Raw genomic sequence first — 26,704 nt, forward strand, 5'->3', positions numbered from 1 at the left:
CAAAAACTTATCCTATGCCGAGAATTATTAAATCAGGCCTTATCCAGACCAGCCTCGCCAAAACCGAGGGGGAGGGTACTATTGCTGAAATCAAAGAGGCAAACCTGCAAAAACATCTGCCATTTATTGATGCCGCTGGTAAACAGGGGGTACAGATTCTCTGTCTTCAGGAGGTCTTTGATACGCCGTATTTCTGTCCCGGACAGGATCATGCCTGGTATGCCGCCGCTGAATCTGTCCCCGGCCCCACCACCGAACGCCTGGCTGAATACGCCAAAAAGTATCGGATGGTGATGATCATTCCACTTTTTGAAAAGGAGGCCCCGGGTTTTCTTTACAATACTGCCGCCGTCATTGACGCAGATGGAACCTACCTGGGTAAGTATCGCAAAAATCATATTCCTCATACCTCTGGTTTCTGGGAAAAGTTTTTTTTCCGCCCGGGCAACTTAGGCTATCCCGTATTTGAAACGGCTTACGCAAAGATTGGCGTGTATATTTGCTATGACCGCCATTTTCCCGACGGTGCGCGCATTCTGGGACTCAACGGGGCAGAGATTGTATATAATCCTTCGGCAACTGTTGCTGGGCTTTCGCAATATCTCTGGAAACTCGAACAGCCTGCGCATGCCGCTGCCAACGGTTATTTTATGGGTTGCATCAATCGGGTAGGGGAAGAAAAACCCTGGGGAATTGGCCGTTTTTACGGAAGCTCTTATTTTGTAGATCCCAGGGGACAGATTTTTGCTCAGGCTTCAGAGACAGAAGATGAATTGCTGGTAGCCGAATTTGACCTCGACAAAATCGAAGAGGTGCGTTCTGTCTGGCAGTTTTTCCGCGACCGCCGCCCGGAAACGTATGGAAAGCTGACAGAGTTGTAATATCAAAAATGAGGGAATGGCTGAATATAAACGACCGGTAAACCAGCAGGAATTCGAAGAGAATTTTGCGCATGTTCATCCGCTGATGAATGAAACTCAGGCCTATTACGAAAGTTCTCGCTGCCTGTATTGTTATGACGCGCCTTGCGTAAATGCCTGCCCGACGGGAATCGACATTCCGCTGTTTATCCGGCAGATTCAAACCGGCAATGTCTCGGGGGCGGCAAAAACCATCTATGAAGATAATTTCTTCGGATTCGCATGCGGCAAAGTCTGTCCTACAGATGTACTCTGTGAAGGCGCTTGTGTGTACAACCATCAGGACGTAAAACCGATAGAAATCGGCAGGCTTCAGGCCTTCGCTACAGATCATGTACTGGCTTTGGACAAACGACTGTTTACTTCCGGCAGACCCAATGGCTATCGCATAGCGGTCATAGGTGCAGGTCCTGCCGGAATTTCCTGCGCCTGCGAATTGCGCATGCTGGGGTATGAAGTGGACATTTTTGAGGCCAAAAATCAACCTTCAGGCCTGACAATTTACGGTGTTGCGCCGTATAAAATCTCTAATGAACAGGCGCTCGCTGAAGTCAGATGGCTGGAAAAACAATTTGGTTTCCATATTCACTACGATCATCTGATAGAATCTGAAGACCAGCTCCGCCAGATGGAAGAAACGTATGATGCGATTTTTCTCGGAATCGGACTTGGACTTACAAAATCTCTGAATCTGCCTGGTGAGGATCTGGAAAACAGCCTGGGAGCAGTAGAATTTATCGAAAATCTCAGAACCCTTCAACACAATGTTACTACCGGCAAAAAGGTAATTGTACTCGGCGGTGGGAATACCGCTATGGACGCGGCTTCTGAAGCGTCGCGTCTGGGATCCGAACAGGTCATCATCGCTTACCGGCGCGGAAAGCGCGAAATGAGTGCGTATTCGTTTGAGTATGAACTCGCAAAGCTGGTCGGTGCGAAAGGTCTATTTTATGTTCAGCCCATAGAAATTATCGGAACCACCCAGGTAGAAGGGGTGAAATTTGTGCGGCTGAGCGCAACAAGCGGACAACTTACCCCTATTCCCGGCAGTGAATTTATCGAGTCCTGTGATATGGTAATACGCGCCACCGGACAGGAAAAACAGGTGCATTTTCTGGAACGGATCAAAGACTTAAAATGGGACGGTAGTGGGAGAATAGAGATTGACACGCTGACATTTCAGACCGGCAACCCTCGTTATTTTGCTGCCGGAGATGCGGTCAATGGGGGGGCTGAAGTTGTAAATGCCGTAGCTGAAGGAAAAAAAGCAGCAAAAGGAATCCACGACTATTTATTTTTAGGGAAATAACAGCATGCCTGATTTATCAATAAACCTTGCGGGAATTACTTCGCCTAATCCTTTCTGGCTGGCATCCGCACCGCCAACCAATTCTGGCTACCAGGTGATGAAAGCTTTTGATGCCGGATGGGGTGGTGCGGTATGGAAAACCATGGGCATTCCGATTGTCAATGTTTCGAGCCGCTATGGCAGCGTCAATTACCGCAATACGCGGATGATGGGTTTCAATAATATTGAGCTGATTTCTGATCGCCCGCTCTCCGACAATCTCCGGGAAATTGAAGCAGTCAAAAAACGCTTTCCACACCATGCAGTGATTGCTTCGCTGATGGTGGAAACCCGCGAACAATGGCATCAGATCGTGCGAGATGCTGAAAATGCAGGTGTTGACGGACATGAGTTGAATTTCGGCTGCCCGCATGGCATGTGTGAGCGGGGAATGGGATCTGCGGTAGGGCAGGAACCCAAAGTGCTCAAAACCATTGTTTCCTGGGTCATGGAAGTGGCCACTAAGCCTGTAATTGTAAAGTTGACACCCAATATCACCGATATTACCGTTCCGGCCATAGCGGCCTCGGAAGGCGGTGCAAATGCTATATCTCTGATCAATACTATCCAGAGCCTTACGGGAGTGGACATCGACTATTTTGTTCCCTATCCTGTTGTAGATGGAAAAAGCACACATGGGGGGTATTGCGGCCCGGCTGTCAAACCCATTGCCCTCAATATGGTGCGGGAATGTGCGGCACACCCTGAGGTGAAAATCCCCATTTCCGGTATTGGCGGAATTGAAAACTGGCGCGATGCAGTAGAGCATATTCTGCTAGGCGCAACTTCTGTTCAGGTGTGTACAGCCGTCATGCACTATGGATTTGGCATTATCCGGGAGATGGTGGCCGGGTTGGAAATGTATATGGTGGAGAAGGGGTTTGAGCGAATGGATGATTTTCGCGGAAAGGCACTCCCTAATGTTCAGCATTGGGAGGATCTGAACATGAATTATAAAGTCGTTGCTGAAATCAATCAGGATAAATGTATTCAGTGTCAGCTGTGTTATACAGCCTGTGATGACGGGGCGCATCAGGCGATCGGTTTGAAGGGGGATTCGCGGATACCATTTGTGATAGAGGAAAATTGTGTGGGCTGTAATCTTTGTGCGCTGGTTTGCCCCGTGGAGGATTGTATCACCATGCAACGAAGAGACGATTTGCCAACTAAGACCTGGAAAGATCGCGTTGCGTCAGGTGATATTCCGGTTAGCTTTGACGATCCGAAAGGGGGAGGCGTCGGGCATCATATTCCGGCTCCCGAAGAAGGTTTGGGGAAAATCAGAAACAGAAAATAAATTCAGCTATTTTCGTGTATTATATATCTATGCTCTAACTACTATTATGGATATTACTCAACTCTTTCAGCCGCTTACTTCTGCGCAGTTGCTCGTTGCGGCGTTTATTGCGATTTTGTTTCTTCAGTCAGGTATTGACAAGATCGTCGACCGGAAAGGGAATCTCTCCTGGCTGGGAGGGCACTTCGGCAATAGCCCATTGAAGAATATGGTTCCGTTGCTGCTTTCCGTCATCACAGTGTTTGAGGTGGCCTCCGGGTTGCTTTCAGCGGTTGGTGCGGGGCAGATCTTGTTTTCAGGGCAGACAGGCATTGCGTTGATTGGCGCACAGGTTGCTGCATTGAGTCTGGTTATGTTGTTTTTTGGCCAGCGTATGGCTAAAGATTATGCAGGTGCGGCGATTCTGGTTCCTTATTTTATGCTGGCAATCGGTGGTATTTTACTCTTTTCATGGTCGGGTAACTGATCGGATATGGTAGAAATCTTTCCGGCAATTACTGAACCTGCAATTGCTCAGATAAGAGAACTATTTGCCGAATACGCCGTGCTTCGCAACCACGACGCTGCGCTCGGCAATTTTCAGTATGAATTGACTCATCTTCCCGGGAAATATGCGCCCCCTTCGGGTTGTGTATTGCTGGCAACCCTTGACTTTCAGCCCGCAGGTTGTATTGCATATCAACCAGTTGGCGAAGGTATTTGTGAAATGAAAAGAATGTTTGTGCGGCCATCTTTCCGCCGTCAGGGAATCGGCTCTAAGCTGATTGTAACGCTTCAGGAATATGCCGTGCAGCAAGGCTACCATACCATGCGACTGGATACACATCCCTGGATGAAAGATGCGCATAAACGCTATATCTCTATGGGCTTTTATGAGATCCCGCGATACAACGAAAATCCCACACCGGGGATAAGATTTTTTGAGAAGATTATTGGCTGATCATCCAGCGCTCCGGATCCATAAAAGTATCGGGTTCCTTGTAAATCAGGAAGTTGAGAATAGTTTCCCCGGTTCGCTTGTCAGTCTTGACAACGCCGAGTTCGTCATTGGCGGAGACTTTTTGCCCTTCCGTTACAAAACTTTCTTCCAGATTTGCATAAACGGTGCGGTATTGTCCGTGTTCGACAATGATGATAACCCCGCCATTCATGGGAAGCTGTTTTACTCCGGTAACGATCCCTGTATAAACTGACCGTACTCTCTGGTCTTTGGGGGTACGAATATAAATGCCTTCATTGTGGATCTGATTTCCAAAGGGATCTTCGGTTTTACCAAATTTCCCAATGACAATCCCTTTTCCTGAGGGAACCGGCCAGACGAGGAAACCTTTGTTTTTGACAAATGATTTTGCGTAATCCACATCTGCACGGCCTGCGCCATCGGTTACATACGCGGCCTGCTGAATATTGGAGGAGGTTTCTGTTTTTTTGATCTGGGATTTTACGGTAGTCTGTTGTTGAGATACGGACTTACGGTAGTTTTTTTCTCTGGGTCGTACGGCCGCGAAATAATCGGTCTGTTTGCCTTTGGCTAAATGAAGACGGGCGATTTCTATTTGCTTTTCTTCCAAAAGCAACTCGTTTTCCAACATACTTTCCTGCAAATCCATACTTTTATTGGCCAGAAATAGTTGTGCCTGTTTGATCATCTGAATCTGCTGCTGGCGGTAGTGGCTAAACTGCTGGAAATATTGCGCCCGATAATATGCTTCCGAAATACTGCCAGAAGTGAGAATCGCGAGAAAAAAATTATCCCTGTCAAATGATTTATAAGTGATGTGGGCAGTTTTTGCGTAGTTTTCAAAAATTCCCGAAACATCTTCCTCCATCTGACAAATGATTTCGTTGAGTTTTTCTATTTCTGCTGATTGGGCGATCACCTCATCATTGAGAATATCAATCAGCCGTTCTCTCAAGACAATCTGTTGATTGATGAGCCGAAGTTCGTTGACGGTTTTTTCTCTGTTTCCGGCTGTTTCTTCCAGCAACTGATCGGTGAGCCGAAGCTGTTTTTGAAGGGTCTCCCTTTCATCTACGGATTCTTCTGCAAATTCCTCCACAAATTCCTGGGCAAACAGATACCCGGGTAAAAAAATTACCCAGACAAAAAGGAGAAGTACCCCTATTCTATTTGCACAACATCCGCTCATAATTGTCAGCCGAACCCAGCACAAATGAAACATCGCCGGGGTTTATCTGAATTTTTTTATGTTGAAGCTCAAAAGAAACTTGTGAAGGTGCCGAAACTGAAATGCGGGTAGTCATTGGAATTGTCGTACCTCCATTTTCTTCAAAGTCCTGATAAGTTATCTGTGATTCCTGATTTTTTAAAGCGTTTTTTGCTTCAATTGTTACGACCTTATGAAGCTTGGTATCAATGAAATAAGCAAAATCCGTTCCTGATTCCACCCCTCTGAAAATACGCGGGTTTGTTACCTTTTTGTCTGCCGTAATTTTTTCCGGAATCGGGTGATAATTGCCCAGAAGGAGATCCTGAAGCATAGAAAAGTTGGCTTCCAGGCCTGTGTATTCGGTAGCGAGATGGTAGTCGCAGGCGATAAACGTTTTGTTGATTTTGTCCATGACAAATACAGAATCCGGGGTAATGAGAATTCTGGCAGCTTCCACAATTTTGGAAACCCGGATGAGGATCATGCTGTCTTTGGCAATATTGATCCGGTATTGTACGCTCATTCCCGAGATATTGGCCTCAGGGATATTCAAAATCGACTTTCCGGAGATCGTTAATTCGTCAAACTGAACAGTTTCTGCTTCTGTTTTGTTGAGTATCATGCGCCATCCACTGCCGGCGTTTTCTTCGTCCGTGGTGTTTTTTAATCCTTTGCACGCACTGAGGGTCATTAAGGGGAGAATCAATGCCCACCAGAAGTAATTTATTCGAATCAACATTCAGTCAGGGATCTGGTTTATGAAATTGAGATACACAAATTGTATGCTACATTTGTTCAAACGCGCGAATATAGTCATTGGTCTTGTAATTTTATCTCAATTTGCAGGTCTTTAGCGCCCTTTTCCTGTGCTTTTTTCCATTGTACTATGGCCTCATCCTTACGTCCGAGTTTTAATAATGTGTCTCCATAGTGCTCAAATATTATGGGAGAATCTGCTGTAGCCGTCGCTTTTTCCAGCCATTTGGCAGCTTCTGCGTATTGCCCTTCCTGATACAATATCCAGCCATAGGTATCTTGATAGGAGACCTGGTTTGGGCTGAGTTTTAATGCTTTTTCAGCCAGTGATTTGGCTTTGGGTAGCTTGTCGCCTCTCAGGGAAAGGTAGTACGCATAATTATTCAGAATAAAAGGATCGTCGGGTGTTAGCTCAAGCGCTTTTTCGTAGTTTTGATCAGATTCTGTATAGTTGTTCTGGAAGTGATAGATTTTTCCGAGTTCGGCGTAAACCTGCGCCATCAAATCATGGTCTTTGGATCCGATTTTTTTGATTTTCTCAAATGAACGGATCGCCTGAGGGTATCTGTTGGTATAGGAAGCGGAAATACCATGAAAGAAAAGAAACTGTTCCTGATTGGGAAAATATTCGAGTGCTTCCCCGGCATCTTCATAAAGCCTGTCGAAGTTTTCATCCTCAAGCGAGGTTTCCAACAATTCCATCCATGTTTCGGTATTGGAGGGTTCTATTTCGAGTGATTTCCGGTAATAAACCCTAGCTGAATCGATCTGCTTTTCAATGAAAAACAGTTTTCCCTGAATAACATAGGATTTGGCTGAACCCGGGTGTGTCTGATTAAAAATGCCGGCAAGTGTTTGGATTCTCGGTAAGATTTCCGGCTCACCTTCCACATACTGCAGCAATCCGGAAATCAGGTTCATTTTAAAATCAGGATCAATATCGGGATTTTGGAATGCGCGGAACAGAAATGCGTCTGACTTTTCGAGGTTTCCGGTAGATTTGTAGTATTCGGCCAGGGAAAGGAGGGCAAACCCATTTCCCGGTTCTTTTTCGAGCAATTGCTCCATCGTTTGAATGGCAGCAAGATTTTGTCCGGATTTCTGATAAGCTTCGATTTTTAGTTGGTAATAACGCGGCTCATCTTCGTTCATGTCGATCAACGCCTGAGCTGCCTGGACGGCATTTTCGTATTGTTTGCTCCTGTCGTAAATCTGGTATTTTCTCAGCGTGGTTTCTTCATTGGGCCCGGTCTGAGCTTCTATTGACTGCAACTGTGCGACTGCCTTTTCTATTTTATTGTTTTGCATGTAAAGCTCTGCCAGGCGGAGGCGGTCATCAAAACGTTGGGGGAAAGTATTTACGATGGACTCCTGTACGGCGACAGAGTTTTCGTAGTCACCTTTAAATTCGTAGGCTTTCTGCAGCAGGCTGTAATACCAGTAGTTTCCCGACTCTTTTTCTATTGCAGATTTTGCATAACGGATTGCACGATCATAGTCGCGTTTTTCCATGGCAAGCCTGCCGACATTGTACATCGCTGCATGGTTGGCCGGGTCCTTAGATAAAACCTCTTCAAAGAGACCTTCCGCCGCAGAATAATCGCCGCGCATCAGTTGTGTACAGGCTTCCACGTACAGCTGTTCAATTTGAAGACCAGATGCACCGGCTACTTCAGGCTTAAATGGGGGGGGCGTTGTATTCCCCGAAACAGATTTCGAACCTTTACAGCCCCAAAGCCCTAACATCAGACTGGCTGTCCCTATATAAAAAAACCAATTCCTTATCCTCATGGCTAATAAATTATGATTATTTCCCGGTATGCCCAAATCCCCCTGTTCCCCGGTCTGTCTGAGATAACACTTCCACCTCTTCCCAGGTTGCTGTTTCATGGCGGGCAATGACCATTTGTGCGATTCTTTCTCCTTTTTGAATGGTAAACGGTGTCTTACTAAGGTTGACCAATATCACGTGGATCTCCCCCCTGTAGTCGGCATCGATTGTTCCTGGCGTATTTACCATGCTAAGCCCGTGTTTGACAGCAAGGCCACTCCTGGGACGAATCTGCGCTTCATATCCCGGAGGCAGTTCAATATACAGACCCGTTGGGATCATCGCCCTCTCAAGAGAATCCAATACAACAGGGGTATCATTATTGGCATATAGATCCATCCCAGCTGATAGAGCCGTAGCGTAAAAAGGCAGCGGATTTTCTGATCGATTAATGATTTTTATCTTAACCATTGGCAATTTTATTGATGGCCCCTGCAAGCGAAATATCCAGATCCGTAAGCCCGCCTGCATCATGAGTGCTGAGTCTGATTTCCACCCGGTTATACACATTGCTCCATTCAGGATGATGGTTGGCTTTTTCTGCGAGTAATGCTACCTGAGTCATAAACCCAAATGCTGCGATGAAATCCTGAAATTTATACTGTTTTACAATACCATCGTTGCGAAATTCCCATCCGGGTAATGGCTCAAGCAGACGGGCCGCCTCTTGTTCATTGTAGGTTTTCATTTACCAAATATGTATTTTTAGCCGTTGAACTAATTGACAAGATAGACACTTATCAGTAACTTAACTAATAGACCTGATACTTTGATCCAATCTGTAACCCTAATTTCACTGGTGTATGAAAAATTATGTTTTAATCCTTTTGTGGGTCATATCTTCTGCTTTTACTGCTTTTGGGCAGGGAGTAGTGACGATTTCCGGCAAAATCGATAATCCTGCAGGTAAAACGGTTGTTGTCTACTACTATCCTAATCTGTTGATGGAGAGACCTGTATCTACCAAAGCGACGCTCGATGAAGAAAGTAAATTTCAGATGACCTTTCAAATTGAAAAACCCGTTTCTGCTACTTTCAGCCATGGTCGTGAGCGAACAGCCATGTTCATTCACCCCGGAGACAATATCACAGTATCACTCAATACGGAAGAATTTGATGAATCCATCAAATATAAAGGCGATGGCCCAGGTGTAGATGCATCCAACTTTCTGGCAAAATATTTCCTGAAATTTGAAGATGAAGGTGCTGAAGATGACGCACAAAATCTGGTAAAAGAAGGGTTGGAACTGGAGTATGCCGCCTGGGTAAACCGCATGTACAATAATCAGGTCAGCTTCCTTTCTGATTATGCCAAAGGCCATAAACTCTCCGAGGCATTTATGAATTTTGCTTCAGATCGAAGCCTTTACACCCGTGCCAATCGATTGATGAGTTTCCCTTCCTATTATGCTTATCTGGCGAAAAAGGATATAGCAGAAGTAAAGCTTTCCAAAAATTATTATGATTTCCTCAATGAGATCCGGGTAATGAATGACCGGGCAGTAAGCATTCCAGAATATATCAGCTTTGTGCAGAACTATATTTCATGGAAAATGGATAAGCAGTTTGCCGAAGCTGAAACTGCACCTAAACCCGAAGAGCGATTTGCGCAGGAATATCAGTTTGTCAGCTCTATTCTTCAGGGTGATTCGCGGTTGCTGATTCAGGCGTCCATGCTGAAAGACCTCTTTGAATATGGAAACCCGCTTCATGCGGAAGGTGCCTATGCTTCCTTTATTGCAATGGACCAGAAGGGAGAGTATGCAAAGATTTTAAAACCGATTTATGAACAGGCAATGCGCCTGGCACCCGGGCAGCCAGCGCCGGATTTTTCCTTGTTGGACATCAATGGTGCACGTGTTTCCCTGAGCGACTTCCGGGGTAAAGTAGTTTACCTCGACTTCTGGGCAAGCTGGTGTGGGCCATGCCGCAGAGAAATGCCCGCATCCAGAAGGTTATACCAGACCTTTAAAGGGCAGGATGTGGTTTTCTTGTATATTTCTATTGATGATGACGAAGCCGCATGGCGTAAAGCGGTATCTGAAGAAGAACTTCAGGGTGTACTGCTTTTCTCCCAGGGGGGGAATTCGGAAGTGGCCAACCAATATGGCGTCAAATCTATTCCCAATTATTTTCTCATTAACCGGGATGGAACCATTGCCAATTCTAACCCCAGTCGCCCCAGTGGAGCAGAAATAGAGTCCCAGCTAAATGAGGCACTCCGGATGCCTTACGATCAGGATCGTTGATTTTCATTAAAAATATTTTGCGACGGCTTTAACAAAAATGAAGTCGTCGCAGTTTTACTGTATTAAGACCTAATGAATCATGACAGCGCTTCTACAGTTCTTTTGCTTTAGTCCGTTATGGAAAAGGCGGATATGGTTTGTTGTTTTGTTTTTATTACAGATTTTATCCCCGGCAATGGCTACCACTTATTATATCAGTCCATCCGGTGATGATGCAAATCCTGGTACGACACCTCTTCTGGCGTGGCAATCTATCGCCCAGGTCAATAGTCAGTCATTTGTGCCCGGAGACAGCATCCTTTTTGAAGGTGGGCAAAACTTTGCCGGTAACCTTTCCTTTTCCGGACCGAACTGCGGTACTGCCGCCAGCCCCTTGCTGATCAGTAGTTATGGAACCGGACGCGCCACAATCCTCGCAGGTACAGACAATGGGATTGAGGTGTCTAACTGTGCCGGAATACGAATAGCTGCGTTAAATATCGTCGGCGATGGGCGCGCACTTAATGACAAGCATGGTATTCTGTTTTATTCTTTTCTTAACTCTGCCCAAAGGTTTGACTTTATTTCTATCGATGAAGTCGAGGTCAGTGGATTTAACCGGGGCGGAATAACGATTCTGGCTGATGTAATCTTTTCTGACTCGGGATTTAGTAATATTGAAATTACCCATGCCGTTTTGCATGACAACGGGGATTATGGGATAGGGGTTCTTGGAAAAGTGCTTACTACGGGGCATCCTCATAAAAACATCCATATCAGTCATTGTAAAGTGTACGACAACCCGGGCCAGATCGGGAAAAATACCGCCCATACAGGCAATGGTATTGTTGTCGGGAATACAGATGGGGTAGTCATTGAATATTGCGAAGCGTATAACAACGGCGCCGAAAATTTTTACAATGGCGGAGGCCCTGTTGGAATCTGGATATGGGATTCCCACAAAGGGGTGATACAGTTTTGTGAATCACACCACAATAAAACAGGTTCAACCAAAGACGGGGGAGGCTTTGATCTTGATGGCGGTTGTACGGAGTCCGTGATTCAATATTGTTATTCTCATGATAATGATGGGGCAGGTTTTCTTTTGGCGGAATATAACGGAGCCAGGCCACTGCGCAATAACTCTATCCGCTACAATATCAGCCAGAATGATGCGCGGAATAACGACTACGGGGGGATTCATTTCTGGAAAGGATCGGGGATACTGTCCGATATAAAAATCTACAACAATGTCATCTATATAAGCGACGCACCCGGGATTAATCCTGCGGCTTTCCGGTCTGTTTCTGCCGGGATTGACTCCGTGCTAGTTTCAAATAATTTATTCATCACTTCTGGCAATATTGATCTGGTGGATAAATCGAGCAATTCTGCCAATATCGATTTCAGAGGGAATGCCTATTACTCTATGACCGGGCAATACCGGTATTCCGAAGGTGCCAACCAATACAACAATCTGGCTGCATGGCAAACCGGCAAAGGGCAGGAAATGCTCAACAGCAACGCGGTTGGTTTTGAGGGAAATCCTATGGTAAGCAACCCGGGAGGCGGAGGGACGATTGGCGACCCTACCCTGCTGTTTACTTTAAATGCCTACAACCTGATGAATACTTCTCCACTGAAAGATATGGGGTTGACGCTCAACACTGTATTTGGAGTAGATGTGGGGAATCAAGACTTTTTTAACAATACAATTCCCGCCAACGGGCAGTTTGATGTAGGTGCGGAAGAATCTGCCGGTAGCCTGCTTCCGGTATTGTATGATCGTTTGTATGCGACGAGACTGACCGACGAAACGGTTGTCATCGAGTGGAAAATGGCTCAGGAAACCGGGGCAGACTCCGTAACCATTGAAAGACGTAAAGAAGGAGACTTTTTACCTGAAAAAATAATCACCCTTCCTGAAGTCCGGGGCGCACGATCCTGGCAGGATGCCAACAATTCTGCATCCCGTACCTACTACCGGCTTGTGTTTCATTATCAGGATGGGCGTTACGAATTTTCCTCTTACCTCGAAGTGCCTGGCAGGAAAGATTTTACCTCTTCACTGGAAATATACCCTCAACCCTTTAAAGACTTGTTTTTGCTGAAAATACCCGGTAATCCGGGGGAAGAATTTCTCCTCGAAATACTGGATATGCAGGGGAAAAGGATTTGGTATATGTCTGAAAAAGCCAGCGAAAATCTGTTTGTGGAAGTCGATGCCATGAACCATCTCCCCAGCGGAGGGTATATCCTTCGTCTATTGTTCCGGGACAGATATTTTTGCAGGAAACTGTTGAAGGAGTAGTAATTTTTTCACATTTAATTTACATGTGAAGTGTATCTTGCCGGGAAAATTTAACCTGATGCACTGGACCAATTACCATTCTCATACCCAGTACTCTGATGGCAAGTTTACTCCCGAAGATCATCTGAAAACCGCCATTGAGCTTGAAATGGTTGCGCTCGGCTTTTCCTGTCATTCTCCGCTTCCTTTTTTCCGTCCATGGAGTATGAAGCTGGAGCGAATGGAGCAGTATTGTGAAGATATTGCCCGCTTAAAAGAAAAGTATAAGGAGCAGATTGAAGTGTATCTGGGGATGGAAATGGATTTTCTTCCCGGTATTTTTGATGAAAAATCCACCTTGTTTTCCCGTGATAAGTTGGACTATATCGTTGGTTCCATTCATTTTGTCGATACTTTTTCCAATGGAGAGCCCTGGGAGATTGATGGGGAGCATGAGGTATTTCTCAAGGGATTAAGAGAAATTTTTGATAACGATTCCCAAAGAGCCATAAAGCGTTATTTTGAAATTACCCGGGAGATGATCACCCGCCTCAAACCTGAGGTGGTCGGGCATATCGATAAAATAAAGATTCAAAGCGAAGGTGGCAGATTGTTTGATCCTGATTCAGACTGGTATCGGGCGGAAGTTATGGCTACGCTGGAGACGCTCGCTTCGGAAGGCTTGATTCTTGAAGTCAATACCAGAGGCAGTTATAAGAAAAAATTGCAGGAAAATTATCCGGGTGCACCAATATTGAAGGCCGCATTGGAAATGAATATCCCGGTTACGATCAACTCAGATTCCCATCATCCCAGAGAACTGATTGCCCAGTTTCCGGAGGCAGCCCGGGTACTAAGGCAGATCGGGTATGAAGAAGTCTATGTGTTGAAAAATAAAAAATGGCAACCCGTTTCTTTTAATACAGAAGGGGTTGCCTGGTAAAATTTTATTGTACGATTCGGAATCAGTTTCCTTCAGGTACCGGTTTTGGAAGAACTTCTCCGCTGATTCTCAGCACTTTGTTGTTGCCGGGGAAGTTACCTGTAACGGTGATGGTTTTGGTTTGAACACCAACTTTTCCGGTACTGTTGAATGATACATCAATGAATCCTTCAGCACCTGGCTGCACAGGCTCTTGTGACCATTTGGGCGTTGTACAGCCACAGCTGGCTTTAACGCGGGTAAGCTTCAGCGGTTCGGTGCCGGTGTTTTTAAATTTAAAGGTGTGGGTAACCACTGTTCCTGTTTCTACTTTCCCATAGTTGTAGGCTTCATCTTCAAACTGAAGATTCGTTTCGGCCATTTCCTTTGCCTCCTGGATATAAGTAGGTACTGCCGGTACAGGCTTTGGATCAGGGGTTGCGACAGAAGCAGGCGAAGAAGGGGCAACTTCAATAGCCGCAGGCTGTGCAGGTTTAGGTTGTGGCGTTGCCATTTCCTGTTGTGCTTTTTCAACGGGTTGAGCGATGGCGGTTTTTGCTTCTGCCTCCAGTTGTTTTGCCTGTGCCGCTTTTAAGGCATCTCGTTTACGCTGCGCATAACGAAGAATCTGTACCTGTACATCCTCAGGCAAGTCTTTCATTACTTTGCTGAGCTCTTTTTTGACATTGGCCTTTTCAGCAGCGTCTTGTGCAAAAGCATTCATTCCACCCAAAAAAAGAGTGGAAAACATTAATACAATGAGTGCGTGAATATGAAACTGTTTCATGATAAAATCTTTAAAATATCTCCTAAACACTGAAAATAATTAAATAAATACAACCCTAAATCAACATAGATGATGAAAGCTCGTAGATAAAACGTATAAGTAAGATAAACTGTTGTCAATTGTCAATTCAATTGATTTACATTTGTTGCTTGAATAGAGAATTGTATTATATTTCCCATGCTTTTCATTGGGAAGAAAGGTTAAGTCATGAAACAAGTTGAACTGGCGGTAAAGGGAATGACATGTACCAATTGTGCGCTGGGTATTACCAAATATCTGGAGAAAGAAGGTATGGATGCTGTGATGGTTGACTTTGCCGGAGAATCCGTCCTGTTTGAAACCAATGAGGAGGAAAAGATCGCTTCTGTTATCGACGGAATTGAGCGGATGGGGTATAAAGTCATGGGAGAAGATGCTGTCGAAAAACAGGGACTTTCGGATATAGAAAAATATTTCCTGTTTGGGCTGTTTTTTACGATTCCGCTTCTTCTGCATATGTTTTTGTCCTGGGAGCCCTTACACAATCCCTGGATACAACTTGTGCTTGCGACGCCTGTATTTTTGTTGGGAATGTATCATTTTGGCAGCAGTGCAATGAAGTCTTTGCGATCTGGGGTTCCCAACATGGATGTGCTGATTGCTATGGGGGCCGCAGCGGCTTATTTTTATAGCTTATACGGTACCGTAATGAACCTTGGGCACGACTTTCTTTTTTATGAGACAGCTGCCAGTATTATTACTATCGTATTTTTGGGAAATGTGATGGAACATCGTGCCGTAAAAAAAACTACCTCTGCGATCGAAGCACTAACCCGGCTTCAGCCAGAACACGCACGGAAAATTGTCTTTGATAAAGGGCAGGAGGTCATGCTCATGGTTCCTGCCGGTTCCATACGTCCCGGCGACCAGTTGGCGATCCATACCGGCGACCAAATCCCCGTAGATGGCGAAATTCTCGCAGGTACAGGAGAAACAGATGAATCCATGCTTACAGGGGAAAGTTTACCGGTATTTAAGTCCCCGGGTGATCATGTGATGTCTGGTTCTATTCTGGTATCGGGTCCTGTACGAATGGCAGCCACAGAAGTCGGCCCCAAAACGGTGCTCAACCGTATGATTGACCTGGTCAGAAAGGCACAGGCCGAAAAACCTGAAATACAGCAACTGGCTGATAAGATCAGCGCAATTTTCGTTCCTGTAGTACTGAGTATTTCTGCGCTGACATTTATCCTGTCATTTTGGGTGTTTGGGGTTTCTCTTCATGCATCAGTCATTCATAGTGTAGCGGTACTGGTGATTGCTTGTCCCTGTGCGATGGGGCTGGCTACCCCTACGGCTGTGATTGTCGGCGTGGGGCGGGCTTCAAGAAAAGGTATATTGGTCAGAGGGGGGAAAACACTTGCTGCCTTTCATGAATCAGAAAGAATCGTGTTTGACAAAACCGGTACACTTACTACCGGTGCATTTACCCTCGAAAAACTTACCTGCCCGGAGGAAAACCGGGAAAGGGTAGAGCAAATTATTATGGGTATAGAACGCAATTCTACCCACCCGGTAGCAAGGTCTCTGGTAAAATCTCTGGCTGGGGTAAAACCCTTATTTATGAGAAACGTCGCAGAGCAGAAAGGTCTTGGGATGACAGCAGAAGATAGAAATGGTAACCAATATCAACTGGGATCTTTCCGGATAGCTACAGGTCTGACAACGGATCTGAGCCACGATTTATACCTGATTGAAAACGGCAACCTGCTGGCCTCCATAGACCTTGCTGATGAAATTCGACCGGAAGCAGCAGAAATGGTTCGGTTTCTTCATAGTAAAAATGTCGAAACAATCATGGTTAGTGGAGATAAAATAGAAAAATGCCGTCTGGTAGGGGCGGCGTTGGGAATTGAAAATATATATGGCGAACAACTTCCTGATGAAAAATTGGCATTGATTGAAAAATTTTCCAACGAAAAACCTACAGTTATGGTAGGAGATGGTATAAATGATGCACCTGCTTTGGCAAGGGCTACCGTCGGTGTTTCGTTGGGAAAAGCAACTGCAGCGGCAATCCAATCTGCTCAGATTGTATTGCTGGGCGATCATTTGTCCCTGATAGAAGAACTTTACCGGACGAGCGAACTCACCGTAAGAACGATCCGGCAAAATCTTTTTTGGGCTTTTTTGTACAATGTGCTGGCTATTCCGCTGGCTGCGACAGGTTTTCTTAGTCCTATAATTGGTGCGTTTACCATGGCAATGTCAGATGTGGTTGTAATTGGGAATTCTCTGAGATTGCGTGTGCGATCCTAGCTTTCAATAGGTGAAATCCCTGCAAATGCGGAAGTTTGACCCGGGTTGGTCTGACTTTCGACCTGGTCCCAATACCTTTCATATTCGCCCTCTTCCGCGTAAATGTGGAAGCGGGATTTTTTTTGTCTACTAAATCTAACTCAATAAAATCAATTAACTTTCAAAGTATCTTAAGATTATGATGCATCCTGGCACAGAACTAAAATTCATCAACAATGAAATTGGCTTTGGGGTATTCGCAAAAGAATTTATCCCGAAGGGTACGATAACCTGGTCGATAGATGCCCTCGACAGGGCCATCCCTCAAAAGGATGTCGAAAAACTGGACGAAATTTATTGGGCTCAAATAGACAAATATTGCTATAGAAACCGTAAAGGCGACTTTATCCTTTGCTGGGATTATGCTCGATTTGTCAACCACAGTTTTCGGCCCAATTGTTTTACAACCCCATATGAGTTTGAAGTTGCCATCAAAGATATTCTTCCGGGGGAAGAACTTACGGATGATTATGGATATTTGAACGTGACAGAGCCGTTTGTCCCTTTTGATGAAGGTACCGAAAGAAAAGTAGTGTACCCGGATGACCTCCTTCGCTATGGAAAAGAGTGGGATCAAATCCTACTTTCTGTATTTCCTGAGGTGCTTAAAGTCTCTCAACCTTTGCGCAGACTTATTAAAGATGGAGACTGGAAGAAATTGACAGATATTGTGGCTGGGACGAGAGAAATGGATTCTCTTACCAGCAACCATTTCAACGGTCAGCTGGTTCGGAAAGCATAACAATGAATAAGAGACATAAAACCGACAGGAGGCATCTTTCTTCTGTCGGTTTTTTTATGACTCCGGATAATTTTATAAAAATCCGGACTGATATTGCGTTATTAAATCGTCAACTTAACAAACACGAATAAAAATGAAAAGACTTCTGATTATTTCTACAGTATTACTGGGAATGTTTGCCCTGCAGGGTTGTAAGTCCAGTAAAACCGTTTCTTCTGTTGGAGAGGGGTTTCACTCCAAAGGGATGCGTATCGTTCAGGGCAAAACGGTAATTAACCTGGATGAGGAGTATAATGCAGTACCGCTGAAAAAAGCGCCATTTTCCATTCAGTTTCAGAATACCGAATACAATCCCAACCGCAATCTATACGGTGCTGCACAGATTGCTGCTTTTTCCCAACCCAAAAATATGTCTGAAGTAACATCAGGCGTAGGTACTTCAAAAATTTCTTTCTTCGAGCCCGGTACAGGTCTTGCCGGCCCCTACGAAGGTGGATACCTGTACGTCGATGAACCCAATTCCCATCACTTTATCTACTATTCGAGAGACGAGACAAGCCGTTGTGACCTGCTCTCAGAGGGACCTGATGATCTGCTGGATCTTTCGTATACAGTCAATTCCTTTAATTTTAACGGGAAAGAACTATCCGTAAAAAAATGGGCATCAGACAATATCTACCTGGTAATTTTTATTGACAGAAATGCCAACAACCTCGTGGATAAAGGAGAGTTTGCTCGCGTAGCCATTCGTTTCCAATAATTTTATTTCCTCCGGTTACACAGTATTTGGGGCGGTTGGACGTACCATTTCTACAATTTCTAACATACCCTATATACTTGGTAGAGTTATTGTGTATTTTGGACTATGATTTCGAAGAAGTCCAAATATGCACTGAACGCGCTTCTGTACCTGACCCGGGAGTTTGGGAAAGGACCTATTTTGATAAGCCAGATCGCTGAATCCGAAAATATCCCGCCCAAATTTCTTGAGACGATCCTTCTTGAGATGAAAAGGGCGGGAATTCTTAGTAGTAAAAAGGGTACAGGTGGGGGATACTATCTGCGAAAAGACCCTTCAGAGATCAATATCGCAGATATTATGCGGATTTTTGATGGGCCGATTGCGTTGCTTCCGTGTGTTACTTATCGGTTTTATGAGCGGTGCGAAGAGTGTAAAGATGAAGATGTCTGCTCCATTCGAAAGGCGTTTCAGGAGGTGAGGGAGACGACAGTTCGCATCTTAAAGAGCCATAGCCTGCGCGAATTAGCGGATCAGGAAGATCAGCTTCGGGATAATAAATAATTAGTAATTAATATTCTACTGATTCTATAGGAATTATTGAATTTGAAATGGACGGTATCATTGTTGGCGTTATTATTCTTGCTTCTCTGGCTCTTTTCATCTCCGAAAAGTTGCGGGTAGATATTGTCGCGTTGATGATAATGGCTGCATTAGTATTGACGAGAATATTAACTCCGCAGGAGGCAGTTAATGGTTTCAGTAATGCGGCCACCCTGACCGTATTGTTCATGTTTATTTTAAGTGCAGCATTGATGCGAACAGGTGCACTGAAGCCGGTAGGGGTATTTTTTGCAAATATTTTCAAAAAGAGTTTTTCCCTCGGCTTGATTGTCATGATGTGTATTATTGCGTTTATCTCTGCATTTATCAATAATACACCAGTTGTAGCGGCCTTTATTCCCGTAATTCTTCAGACTTCCAAAGAGGTTGGCAAGCCTGCCAGTAAATTTCTGATTCCGCTTTCATTTGCATCTATTTTGGGTGGAATGACAACGTTGATCGGTACTTCTACCAATATTTTGGTTGACGGTATTGCGCGGAAGGCAGGATTACCCGGTTTCGGAATGTTTACGCTGGCTCCTATAGGAGGAATTTTCCTGGTTACGGGTATTCTGTATATGACGGTGATTGGCCGCAAACTCCTTCCCTGGCGGAGTTTGAAAGACAATGGCAATCTTCCTTTAAGAAGCTATATTACCGAGATTCAATTGTTTAAAGAAGCCCGGTCTGCCAATAAGCCTATCCATCATTCGCCATTGGTCACGGAATATGGTATGGATATTCTTCAGGTAATCAGAGAAACCGAATCTTTTACACTTCCGACCGGTGATTTTATCCTGAAAGAAGGTGATATTCTCAAAGTCAGATGTGATATTGAAAAGCTGAATGCGTTAAAGGATAAGTTGAATATTCGTATCAAACACACGCTTACAGTCAGTAATCATGATTTTTCGACTAAAGATACCTCTCTGGTCGAATTAATTATCACCTCCAATTCACGGTTTGAAGGAAAAACCCTCGATGAAGTAGATTTTCGCCGTCGTTTCCGCGCCATTCCGTTAGCTATCAAACACAGAGAGGATATCGTGCATGAAAGACTGGCAGAAGCGAAATTAAAGGCTGGAGATATTGTACTGGTTGAAATTAAAAACAACCGGCTGGATAAGTTGAAGGAAGAGGAATCTTCCCACTATCAGCCATTTTTGCTGCTTACCGAATTTAAGACTTCTTCGGTCAACTGGCGCAACTTTTCGATTGTGATCACCTGTCTGGTAAGCGTTGTGGTGTTGTCATCTTTTAATATTATTCACGTGTTGGGAGGTAGTTTGATCGCAGCGCTCATTCTGGTTCTCACCGGTTGTCTGCCAGTCAAAGAATTATATGATGAGGTGGACTGGAAAGTAATTTTTCTGCTTGCTGGTGCGCTGAGCCTTGGTGCTGCGATGGAAAAAACCGGTCTTTCATCCTCGATTGCTGACTTTACCATCAAGACGATCGGTCCCTTTGGCCCGGTGGCGATAATAGCCGGTTTATATTTTATTACAGCACTGTTGACAGAAGTTATGTCCAACAATGCAGCTGCGGCCTTGCTGGCCCCTATTGCAATCTCAACAGCAACGCATATGGAGTTGTCCCCCGTACCATTTCTGGTTGCCATAACCATTGCTGCATCCGCCAGCTTTATGACACCTATTGGGTATCAGTGTAATACAATGGTCTATGGCGTCGGAGGATACCGGTTTAACGATTTTACCAAAGTAGGAGTGGGGCTGAGTCTTATTTTCTGGGCAATGGCAACCTGGCTGATTCCTGTCTTTTATCCATTTTAGCCATTAGCTTACCTGGCTCACAGGCATTTTCCGGTCAATTTTCTTTACAAGTCCGGAAAGGACATTCCCGGGACCAGCTTCAATAAACGCTGTTGCTCCTGCTTCAATCATGGCCTGCATGGTTTGGGTCCATTTTACCGGTGAGGTAAGCTGTTTTAGCAGATTGGCTTTAATGGTTTCCTTGTCGGTGTGAGGTAATGCAGTAACATTCTGATAGACAGGAATATTTGCATCATGGAAGGTGGTTTTTTCAATTCCTTCGGCGAGTTCGAGTCTGGCAGGTTCCATAAGAGGAGAATGGAATGCACCATTTACGGGGATTTCCACTGCGCGGCGAGCGCCTCTTTGCTCAGCCAGTTGAATGGCCTTGGCAATTCCCTGTTTTGTCCCTGAAATTACCAGCTGACCGATGGTATTGTAATTTGCAGGTACAACGATATCGTCAATTTCTGCACAGATTTCTTCAACCACTTCGTTTTCCATTCCGAGAATAGCCGCCATTGTACTTTCCTGAATATCACATGCTTTTTGCATAGCATTGGCGCGAATGGCTACGAGGCGAAGACCATCTTCGAAACTCAAAACGCCGGCAGCCGTAAGGGCCGAAAATTCCCCGAGTGAATGGCCTGCGGTCATCGCTACATCTGAAATCACATTATGGACCATAGCTGCGACTACGGAATGAATATAAATGGAAGGTTGCGTAACAGAAGTTCTTCTCAGATCTTCTTCCGTACCTTCAAACATTGCGGACTGTATATCAAAGCCTAATACCTCATTGGCAATATGAAACATATTTTTTGCCTGATCAGAAGTCAGGTATAGGTCTTTACCCATTCCGGGATATTGGGCGCCCTGGCCAGGAAATACAAGTACTTTCATCGCGTAAAGGTTAAACAGATATGAGGCTGCAAAGATAATAGATTAATGTCTTCTTCGGAAATGAGGCCAAAGATGTTGCTGCGGTAAGATTTTTCCGTGAATAATCCCCAGCAGATCCTGTCTGTGGGTCATAAAAAGCATGAGGAAAATGGATGTGGCAAAAACATACATTGGGATCAGCATATAGCCGTAGGCAGCCCGAGTGACAATTACATATACAGGTAAAGCCAGACCGGCGGTTACATAACCCAAAATTGGGTAGCGGGAGATCATGAATATGATCAATGCAATCAGCACAAATACGCCAGTGGCGATAGGATTTACTGCGGCCAGAACTCCCAGCGTAACGTGGACCCCTTTTCCACCCCGGTAGCGGGCAAAAGCGGGGAAAATATGCCCCATTAGTGCAGCCAGACCAAAGCTGAGCGTCAAAACAGGGTATTCCAGTTCGGCAAATATGCCATAGCGGTTGTAAACAAAAAATGCAAGATTGGCGGCAAGGAAGCCTTTTACCGCATCGAGAATCCGAACAATCATACTTGCATTGGGGCCCATAATCCGGGCTATATTGATATGGCAGGCTGAGCCTGTACCATGATCACGGATATCAATTCCGTAGAAGATCTTTCCGATCCAAATACCGGTAGGAATTGATCCGATCAAATATGCACAAATCGTACAGAATACGATCTGAATAAAATCCATAGGTAATCTTTATAGGTTAAGGCCAGGGCGATGAATATACGGCACAACGGTCAGGTTGTTACTTATCGCATTCTCCCATTACCGGGTCAATTGAACCAATCAGAACAACAGTGTCCGCAATCATATGACCTTCCATGAGGTCATCAAGGCATTGCAGATTGGTGAAGGATGGCGAATTGATTTTACATCTCCAGGGAGATCCGGTTCCATCAGATTTGAGGTGGAAACCCAGTTCGCCTTTGGGCGCTTCAATTGCATGATAAATTTCTGCATTTTCAGGAGGCATAACCCCTACGTCGGTCATCATAAAGTCGTGGATCATTCCTTCCATGGAATAGTACACTTCATCTTTGGATGCGTAGGTATGTTTGGCATTATCTACCCGGATATCCCCTTTGGGCAGTTTGGCAATCAACTGGTCGAGAATACGGATACTTTGTTCCATTTCGTCCATTCTCACGAGATAACGCGCAAGGCAGTCTCCCTCTTCACGGATCGGGATATCAAATTCGACCTGATCATAAACCAGATAGGGTTCAAACACACGAATGTCATGTGCGACGCCCGAGGCGCGAAGTACAGGCCCGGTGAGGCCGCTATTGATTGCAGTTTCTTTGGTAATAACCCCCACTCCCCGGTTGCGGTTGAGCCAGATACCATTATTGCCGAGAAGTTTTTTCCAGCTTTTAAGTTCCTTCTTAAAATTTTCTTTCCACTTGATGATGGCATTCAGCGTTTCATCATTCATATCATACTGGATACCTCCAATGCGGCAATGGCTGACCGTAAAACGTACACCTGCGAGTTTGTCAAACACATCATAGAGAACTTCTCTTTCCCTGAATGTCCAAAGGAACATAGAGATCGCGCCAGCATCCATAACCATCGTACCCAGCCAAAGAAGATGGGCAGATACCCTTGCAAGTTCGCAGGCAATCGTACGGATATATTGCGCTCTTTCCGGAGCTTCTATGCCAACCAGTTTTTCCACAGCCAGGCAGAACGCCACGTTGTTGGAGTAGGGAGACATATAGTCCATCCGGTCGGTATAGGGCATAAACTCCTGATAGGTTTTGTTTTCAGCAATTTTTTCTATTCCCCTGTGCAGATAGCCGATATCTGTGACGCATTTCAGAATCGTCTCCCCATCGACTTCCAGAACCACTCGCAAAACCCCATGTGTCGCCGGATGCTGGGGGCCAAGATTGATGACCATTCTTGTACCCAATGGATCTTCATCTACTTCTACGGTAGTATGTTTATCCTCAAGGCGTTTATATATGGCATTCTGGTGCTTTGGGAAAAACCCAGGTTTAACCTTTGATGTTATGCTATCTTTTGAGGGAAAAATTTCGTTGCTCATAAACAAATCATTTGGTGTGGTAAAAATAGACAGGAAACCACGTGAAATGCAAATGATTCCTTATGAATGATCACAGAATGGTTTTTATCAATTAATGTATGGTAATTTGAAAATTGCCATGTACCTTGTAATGATTTCTTTGGGGAGCCCGTTTTTTTTGAAAACAATAGTTACCTTTGTGGTTCTTAATTGCTAATTCGCCCCACGAATATGTCTGGAATACAGTTTTTTGAAACCAAAGCCGAACCAGTTGTATTTGACTCACTAGCCAAACACAACCACGAGCTTGTCCTTTTTTGTAATGACAATGCTACCGGTCTGAAAGCGATCATCGCTGTTCATAATACAACCCTTGGCCCAGCTATGGGTGGGTTGCGTATGTGGCCTTATACCTCTGAACAGGCTGCCTTGACGGATGTTTTGCGCCTTTCCCGGGGTATGACCCTCAAAAACTCGCTGGCTGGTATCAATATCGGTGGAGGAAAAGCTGTAATTATCGGGGATTCCCGTACCCGGAAATCTGAAGCGATGATCCGGCGCTTCGCAAAATTTGTGCATAACCTCGGCGGTAAATACTATACCGCAGAAGATGTGGGGATGACTACTACGGATATGGATTATATCCGTATGGAAACACCTTATGTCACCGGACTCCCAATAGAAAGGGGAGGAAGCGGGGATCCCTCACCGGTAACCGCCTATGGCGTATATCTGGGTATGAAGGCCTCGGTGAAAGTGCTGACAGGAAATGATTCTCTTTCTGGAAAAAAAGTGCTTGTACAGGGGGTAGGTCATGTCGGCGCACATCTTGTCGATTATCTTGTGAAAGAAAATGCGCAGGTTTTTATTTATGATATTTATCCCGATGTGCTGGCACAAGTAGCGAAAAAAACAGGTGCAACGGTGATTACCGAAGATCAGGTATATTCGCTCCCTGTAGATATTTATGCCCCATGTGCCCTGGGTGCTACCCTTAATTCTGAGACCATTCCCACCCTGAATTGTGCGATTATCAATGGTGCTGCCAACAACCAATTGCTGGATGAGGTGGCTGATGCGCATTTGATCCGGGAAAGGGGCATCCTGTATGCACCAGATTTTATGGTGAATGCCGGCGGGATAATCAATGTCAGTCTTGAACTGGGCACTTACAATCGTGAGATTGCAATGAGAATGACAGAAAAAATATACGATACGACCCTCAATATTTTCCAAATGGCAAATGAACAGGGGATCACGACCCACGATGCAGCCCTGCAAATGGCAGAAGCGCGAATTCGTGCGGTTGGCAACAATTTGCTCTTTACTTAACTTACACGCAATTTCACTAGCTTATTCCAGATGATTACTAGAAGGCAGATTCGGGCAAAAGTTATGCAGGCGGTGTACGCCTGTATCACCTCAGGACAAAAACCTGAGGCAGTATTTCAACTCCTGCTAAAGGAGCTGGGAGATGAGGTTGAAGACCTGGAAAAGAAAAAAAAGCTTTCCGGCGATACTCAGTTACTAACTTCCCTGTATTACGACTCTATGCAGAATGCAGAAAAGTACGATGATATGATCAAAGGGAAAGCCGAAAACTGGGAACTCGAACGGATCGCCAGAATTGACCGGATCCTGATGCATATGGCCATCTGTGAAATGCTCAATTTTGAAGAAATCCCGGTTAAGGTTACCATTAATGAGTACCTGGAACTGGCAAAAACTTATAGCACCCCCAAAAGCAGCAAGTTTATCAATGGTATCCTCGACAGTTTGTACAATGATCTCCATACTAATGGGAAAATTGTAAAAAAAGGACGTGGACTGATAAACCATTCCATCGGAAATTCAGTAGAAGATACAGCTCTCTGATTGTACCTTCTGATTTATAACGTAAAGACAATTTATTTTTTTAATGACGACCATTACTTTAATTCCCGGAGATGGAATTGGACCGGAAATCTCAGACGCCGTAGTCAGTATCCTACAGGCTGCCGGCGCAGACCTTGACTATGATGAACAACAAGCTGGCCTCACCGCTTTCCGCGAAGTAGGCGACCTTATTCCCGCAGATCTTATATCATCCATTAAGCGCACAAAAATCGCCTTGAAAGGCCCGCTGACTACTCCCGTAGGAGAAGGGTTTAAAAGTATTAATGTGACGCTCCGGCAAATGTTTGATCTCTATCAAAATGTAAGACCCTGTAAAAGTGTAGCCGGTATCAACAGCCGGTTTGATAATGTAGATCTGGTGCTGTTTCGTGAGAATACCGAAGGGATGTACTCAGGCTTCGAAATTTTTGACGAACGCAACCAAATTGCCGATGCGATCGCGCGTATCAGCCGCTCTGGCTCTGAAAGAATTATTCGCTCTGCCTTTGAATATGCGGTCAAAAATAATCGCAGCAAAGTTACGATCGTTCATAAAGCCAATATCATGAAACAATCCAGTGGATTGTTTCTGAAAACAGGAATGGAGGTAGCCAAAGAGTTTCCCGGAATCAAAGTGGAAGAAAGAATTATTGACAACATGTGTATGCAGTTGGTCATGTATCCGGAACGATATGAGGTAATTGTAACCACGAACCTCTTTGGCGATATCTTATCAGATCTCGCCGCTGGTCTTATCGGTGGCCTGGGACTTGTACCCGGTGCAAATATCGGGAAAGATGTGGCGGTCTTCGAAGCAGTCCATGGCAGTGCACCTGATATTGCCGGACAAAATAAGGCAAACCCTTCCGCTTTCCTGCAGTCAGCGATCATGATGCTTCGTTACCTTTCCATGTTTGAGGTTGCCAATCGTGTCGAAAAGGCGCTTTTTAAAACCCTTTCCCAAAAAGAAAAAACAACCGGTGACCTTGGCGGTCGTGCTTCTACCACTGATTTTGCGCGATTTGTTATAGAAAATCTGGATTAGTTGTATAATTTTTTTTGCACTAAAGAATTAGTTAGTATATTTGCACTAAGGTTTTAGTTAATCGGATACCGATATCACCTATAATATCAATTTG

The 26,704-nt window shown here is 44.9% G+C and carries 25 protein-coding genes; 16 read left to right on the forward strand and 9 right to left on the reverse strand.

Annotation, left to right across the window (positions count from 1 at the left end; translation table 11 throughout):
* The first annotated feature begins 14 nt into the window (after positions 1–14).
* The 5 genes from R3D00_12740 to R3D00_12760 are packed head-to-tail and all read left to right on the forward strand — an operon-like array spanning position 15 to position 4,505.
* The gene (locus R3D00_12740; GenBank protein ID MEZ4774042.1) at positions 15–881 is read left to right on the forward strand and encodes a nitrilase-related carbon-nitrogen hydrolase; all 867 of its coding nucleotides are present in this window, start codon (positions 15–17) and stop codon (positions 879–881) included.
* Between the two features lie 16 nt (positions 882–897).
* The gene (locus R3D00_12745; GenBank protein MEZ4774043.1) at positions 898–2,229 is read left to right on the forward strand and encodes an NAD(P)-dependent oxidoreductase; all 1,332 of its coding nucleotides are present in this window, start codon (positions 898–900) and stop codon (positions 2,227–2,229) included.
* 4 nt (positions 2,230–2,233) lie between these two features.
* Positions 2,234–3,565, forward strand: coding sequence for an NAD-dependent dihydropyrimidine dehydrogenase subunit PreA (preA, locus tag R3D00_12750; protein ID MEZ4774044.1), 1,332 nt, complete (start codon positions 2,234–2,236; stop codon positions 3,563–3,565).
* 46 nt (positions 3,566–3,611) lie between these two features.
* Positions 3,612–4,031, forward strand: coding sequence for a DoxX family protein (locus R3D00_12755; protein ID MEZ4774045.1), 420 nt, complete (start codon positions 3,612–3,614; stop codon positions 4,029–4,031).
* Positions 4,032–4,037: 6 nt separating this feature from the next.
* Positions 4,038–4,505 (forward strand): GNAT family N-acetyltransferase, encoded by a 468-nt coding sequence (locus tag R3D00_12760; GenBank protein MEZ4774046.1) that lies wholly within the window; start codon positions 4,038–4,040, stop codon positions 4,503–4,505.
* Here the strand turns inward: R3D00_12760 and R3D00_12765 are convergent.
* The 5 genes from R3D00_12765 to R3D00_12785 all read right to left on the reverse strand — a co-directional run bounded on the left by R3D00_12765 (position 4,495) and on the right by R3D00_12785 (position 9,011).
* Positions 4,495–5,748 carry a M23 family metallopeptidase gene (locus R3D00_12765; protein MEZ4774047.1) on the reverse strand — a complete coding sequence of 418 codons (1,254 nt, stop codon included), beginning with the start codon at positions 5,746–5,748 and terminating at the stop codon, positions 4,495–4,497. The genes R3D00_12760 and R3D00_12765 overlap by 11 nt on opposite strands.
* Positions 5,693–6,475, reverse strand: a complete 783-nt coding sequence (locus R3D00_12770) for a DUF4292 domain-containing protein (protein MEZ4774048.1) — start codon at positions 6,473–6,475, stop codon at positions 5,693–5,695. Before R3D00_12770 ends, R3D00_12765 begins: the two co-directional genes overlap by 56 nt.
* Before the next feature lie 74 nt (positions 6,476–6,549).
* A complete protein-coding gene (locus R3D00_12775; protein ID MEZ4774049.1) occupies positions 6,550–8,283 on the reverse strand; it encodes a tetratricopeptide repeat protein in 1,734 nt (577 codons plus the stop codon).
* Positions 8,284–8,299: 16 nt separating this feature from the next.
* Entirely contained in the window at positions 8,300–8,734 is a 435-nt protein-coding gene (gene dut, locus R3D00_12780; protein ID MEZ4774050.1) for a dUTP diphosphatase, read from the reverse strand.
* Positions 8,727–9,011: a 4a-hydroxytetrahydrobiopterin dehydratase gene (locus tag R3D00_12785; protein MEZ4774051.1), complete on the reverse strand. Its 285-nt coding sequence runs from the start codon at positions 9,009–9,011 to the stop codon at positions 8,727–8,729. The genes dut and R3D00_12785 overlap by 8 nt, the downstream gene beginning before the upstream one ends.
* A gap of 115 nt (positions 9,012–9,126) precedes the next feature.
* On the opposite strand from R3D00_12785, the gene R3D00_12790 reads away from it, so the two are divergent.
* The 3 genes from R3D00_12790 (at position 9,127) to R3D00_12800 (ending at position 13,784) form a co-directional block, all read left to right on the forward strand.
* Positions 9,127–10,572 carry a TlpA disulfide reductase family protein gene (locus R3D00_12790; GenBank protein ID MEZ4774052.1) on the forward strand — a complete coding sequence of 482 codons (1,446 nt, stop codon included), beginning with the start codon at positions 9,127–9,129 and terminating at the stop codon, positions 10,570–10,572.
* Between the two features lie 175 nt (positions 10,573–10,747).
* Positions 10,748–12,862: a right-handed parallel beta-helix repeat-containing protein gene (locus R3D00_12795; protein MEZ4774053.1), complete on the forward strand. Its 2,115-nt coding sequence runs from the start codon at positions 10,748–10,750 to the stop codon at positions 12,860–12,862.
* Between the two features lie 58 nt (positions 12,863–12,920).
* The gene (locus R3D00_12800) at positions 12,921–13,784 is read left to right on the forward strand and encodes a histidinol-phosphatase (GenBank protein MEZ4774054.1); all 864 of its coding nucleotides are present in this window, start codon (positions 12,921–12,923) and stop codon (positions 13,782–13,784) included.
* Positions 13,785–13,806: 22 nt separating this feature from the next.
* Here R3D00_12800 and R3D00_12805 read toward each other — a convergent pair whose 3' ends face one another.
* Positions 13,807–14,550 carry a DUF1573 domain-containing protein gene (locus R3D00_12805; GenBank protein ID MEZ4774055.1) on the reverse strand — a complete coding sequence of 248 codons (744 nt, stop codon included), beginning with the start codon at positions 14,548–14,550 and terminating at the stop codon, positions 13,807–13,809.
* Between the two features lie 207 nt (positions 14,551–14,757).
* On the opposite strand from R3D00_12805, the gene R3D00_12810 reads away from it, so the two are divergent.
* From R3D00_12810 to R3D00_12830, 5 genes are all read left to right on the forward strand, one after another.
* Complete coding sequence (locus R3D00_12810; protein MEZ4774056.1) at positions 14,758–16,848, forward strand: cation-translocating P-type ATPase; 2,091 nt, start codon at positions 14,758–14,760, stop codon at positions 16,846–16,848.
* A gap of 178 nt (positions 16,849–17,026) precedes the next feature.
* The gene (locus R3D00_12815) at positions 17,027–17,629 is read left to right on the forward strand and encodes an SET domain-containing protein-lysine N-methyltransferase (protein ID MEZ4774057.1); all 603 of its coding nucleotides are present in this window, start codon (positions 17,027–17,029) and stop codon (positions 17,627–17,629) included.
* A 133-nt stretch (positions 17,630–17,762) separates the two neighbouring features.
* Positions 17,763–18,389 (forward strand): hypothetical protein, encoded by a 627-nt coding sequence (locus R3D00_12820; GenBank protein ID MEZ4774058.1) that lies wholly within the window; start codon positions 17,763–17,765, stop codon positions 18,387–18,389.
* Positions 18,390–18,494: 105 nt separating this feature from the next.
* The gene (locus R3D00_12825) at positions 18,495–18,932 is read left to right on the forward strand and encodes an Rrf2 family transcriptional regulator (GenBank protein MEZ4774059.1); all 438 of its coding nucleotides are present in this window, start codon (positions 18,495–18,497) and stop codon (positions 18,930–18,932) included.
* A 47-nt stretch (positions 18,933–18,979) separates the two neighbouring features.
* Positions 18,980–20,761 (forward strand): SLC13 family permease, encoded by a 1,782-nt coding sequence (locus tag R3D00_12830; GenBank protein ID MEZ4774060.1) that lies wholly within the window; start codon positions 18,980–18,982, stop codon positions 20,759–20,761.
* A 3-nt stretch (positions 20,762–20,764) separates the two neighbouring features.
* On the opposite strand, the gene fabD is transcribed toward R3D00_12830, so the two are convergent.
* Genes fabD through nuoD form a run of 3 tightly spaced genes read right to left on the reverse strand, consistent with a single transcriptional unit; the run spans position 20,765 to position 23,711 of the window.
* Positions 20,765–21,643: an ACP S-malonyltransferase gene (gene fabD, locus R3D00_12835; GenBank protein ID MEZ4774061.1), complete on the reverse strand. Its 879-nt coding sequence runs from the start codon at positions 21,641–21,643 to the stop codon at positions 20,765–20,767.
* Between the two features lie 42 nt (positions 21,644–21,685).
* On the reverse strand, positions 21,686–22,348 hold the full coding sequence (locus R3D00_12840) for a glycerol-3-phosphate acyltransferase (GenBank protein MEZ4774062.1): 663 nt from the start codon (positions 22,346–22,348) through the stop codon (positions 21,686–21,688).
* A gap of 58 nt (positions 22,349–22,406) precedes the next feature.
* The gene (nuoD, locus tag R3D00_12845) at positions 22,407–23,711 is read right to left on the reverse strand and encodes an NADH dehydrogenase (quinone) subunit D (GenBank protein MEZ4774063.1); all 1,305 of its coding nucleotides are present in this window, start codon (positions 23,709–23,711) and stop codon (positions 22,407–22,409) included.
* Between the two features lie 210 nt (positions 23,712–23,921).
* Here nuoD and R3D00_12850 point away from each other — a divergent pair, with 210 nt between their 5' ends.
* The 3 genes from R3D00_12850 to R3D00_12860 are packed head-to-tail and all read left to right on the forward strand — an operon-like array spanning position 23,922 to position 26,610.
* A complete protein-coding gene (locus R3D00_12850; GenBank protein ID MEZ4774064.1) occupies positions 23,922–25,022 on the forward strand; it encodes a Glu/Leu/Phe/Val dehydrogenase dimerization domain-containing protein in 1,101 nt (366 codons plus the stop codon).
* A 30-nt stretch (positions 25,023–25,052) separates the two neighbouring features.
* Complete coding sequence (gene nusB, locus R3D00_12855) at positions 25,053–25,565, forward strand: transcription antitermination factor NusB (protein ID MEZ4774065.1); 513 nt, start codon at positions 25,053–25,055, stop codon at positions 25,563–25,565.
* Positions 25,566–25,608: 43 nt separating this feature from the next.
* Positions 25,609–26,610 carry an isocitrate/isopropylmalate family dehydrogenase gene (locus R3D00_12860; GenBank protein ID MEZ4774066.1) on the forward strand — a complete coding sequence of 334 codons (1,002 nt, stop codon included), beginning with the start codon at positions 25,609–25,611 and terminating at the stop codon, positions 26,608–26,610.
* Positions 26,611–26,704 lie beyond the last annotated feature (94 nt).

Source organism: Bacteroidia bacterium (genome assembly GCA_041391665.1).
Lineage (GTDB): Bacteria > Bacteroidota > Bacteroidia > J057 > J057 > JAGQVA01.

Bases quoted from the DNA above. Each gene is read 5' to 3' on its own strand.
- R3D00_12740 (MEZ4774042.1), top strand. From the start codon at position 15: ATGCCGAGAATTATTAAATCAGGCCTTATCCAGACCAGCCTCGCCAAA.
- R3D00_12745 (MEZ4774043.1), top strand. From the start codon at position 898: ATGGCTGAATATAAACGACCGGTAAACCAGCAGGAATTCGAAGAGAAT.
- preA (MEZ4774044.1), top strand. From the start codon at position 2,234: ATGCCTGATTTATCAATAAACCTTGCGGGAATTACTTCGCCTAATCCT.
- R3D00_12755 (MEZ4774045.1), top strand. From the start codon at position 3,612: ATGGATATTACTCAACTCTTTCAGCCGCTTACTTCTGCGCAGTTGCTC.
- R3D00_12760 (MEZ4774046.1), top strand. From the start codon at position 4,038: ATGGTAGAAATCTTTCCGGCAATTACTGAACCTGCAATTGCTCAGATA.
- R3D00_12765 (MEZ4774047.1), bottom strand. From the start codon at position 5,748: ATGTTTCATTTGTGCTGGGTTCGGCTGACAATTATGAGCGGATGTTGT.
- R3D00_12770 (MEZ4774048.1), bottom strand. From the start codon at position 6,475: ATGTTGATTCGAATAAATTACTTCTGGTGGGCATTGATTCTCCCCTTA.
- R3D00_12775 (MEZ4774049.1), bottom strand. From the start codon at position 8,283: ATGAGGATAAGGAATTGGTTTTTTTATATAGGGACAGCCAGTCTGATG.
- dut (MEZ4774050.1), bottom strand. From the start codon at position 8,734: ATGGTTAAGATAAAAATCATTAATCGATCAGAAAATCCGCTGCCTTTT.
- R3D00_12785 (MEZ4774051.1), bottom strand. From the start codon at position 9,011: ATGAAAACCTACAATGAACAAGAGGCGGCCCGTCTGCTTGAGCCATTA.
- R3D00_12790 (MEZ4774052.1), top strand. From the start codon at position 9,127: ATGAAAAATTATGTTTTAATCCTTTTGTGGGTCATATCTTCTGCTTTT.
- R3D00_12795 (MEZ4774053.1), top strand. From the start codon at position 10,748: ATGGCTACCACTTATTATATCAGTCCATCCGGTGATGATGCAAATCCT.
- R3D00_12800 (MEZ4774054.1), top strand. From the start codon at position 12,921: ATGCACTGGACCAATTACCATTCTCATACCCAGTACTCTGATGGCAAG.
- R3D00_12805 (MEZ4774055.1), bottom strand. From the start codon at position 14,550: ATGAAACAGTTTCATATTCACGCACTCATTGTATTAATGTTTTCCACT.
- R3D00_12810 (MEZ4774056.1), top strand. From the start codon at position 14,758: ATGAAACAAGTTGAACTGGCGGTAAAGGGAATGACATGTACCAATTGT.
- R3D00_12815 (MEZ4774057.1), top strand. From the start codon at position 17,027: ATGATGCATCCTGGCACAGAACTAAAATTCATCAACAATGAAATTGGC.
- R3D00_12820 (MEZ4774058.1), top strand. From the start codon at position 17,763: ATGAAAAGACTTCTGATTATTTCTACAGTATTACTGGGAATGTTTGCC.
- R3D00_12825 (MEZ4774059.1), top strand. From the start codon at position 18,495: ATGATTTCGAAGAAGTCCAAATATGCACTGAACGCGCTTCTGTACCTG.
- R3D00_12830 (MEZ4774060.1), top strand. From the start codon at position 18,980: ATGGACGGTATCATTGTTGGCGTTATTATTCTTGCTTCTCTGGCTCTT.
- fabD (MEZ4774061.1), bottom strand. From the start codon at position 21,643: ATGAAAGTACTTGTATTTCCTGGCCAGGGCGCCCAATATCCCGGAATG.
- R3D00_12840 (MEZ4774062.1), bottom strand. From the start codon at position 22,348: ATGGATTTTATTCAGATCGTATTCTGTACGATTTGTGCATATTTGATC.
- nuoD (MEZ4774063.1), bottom strand. From the start codon at position 23,711: ATGAGCAACGAAATTTTTCCCTCAAAAGATAGCATAACATCAAAGGTT.
- R3D00_12850 (MEZ4774064.1), top strand. From the start codon at position 23,922: ATGTCTGGAATACAGTTTTTTGAAACCAAAGCCGAACCAGTTGTATTT.
- nusB (MEZ4774065.1), top strand. From the start codon at position 25,053: ATGATTACTAGAAGGCAGATTCGGGCAAAAGTTATGCAGGCGGTGTAC.
- R3D00_12860 (MEZ4774066.1), top strand. From the start codon at position 25,609: ATGACGACCATTACTTTAATTCCCGGAGATGGAATTGGACCGGAAATC.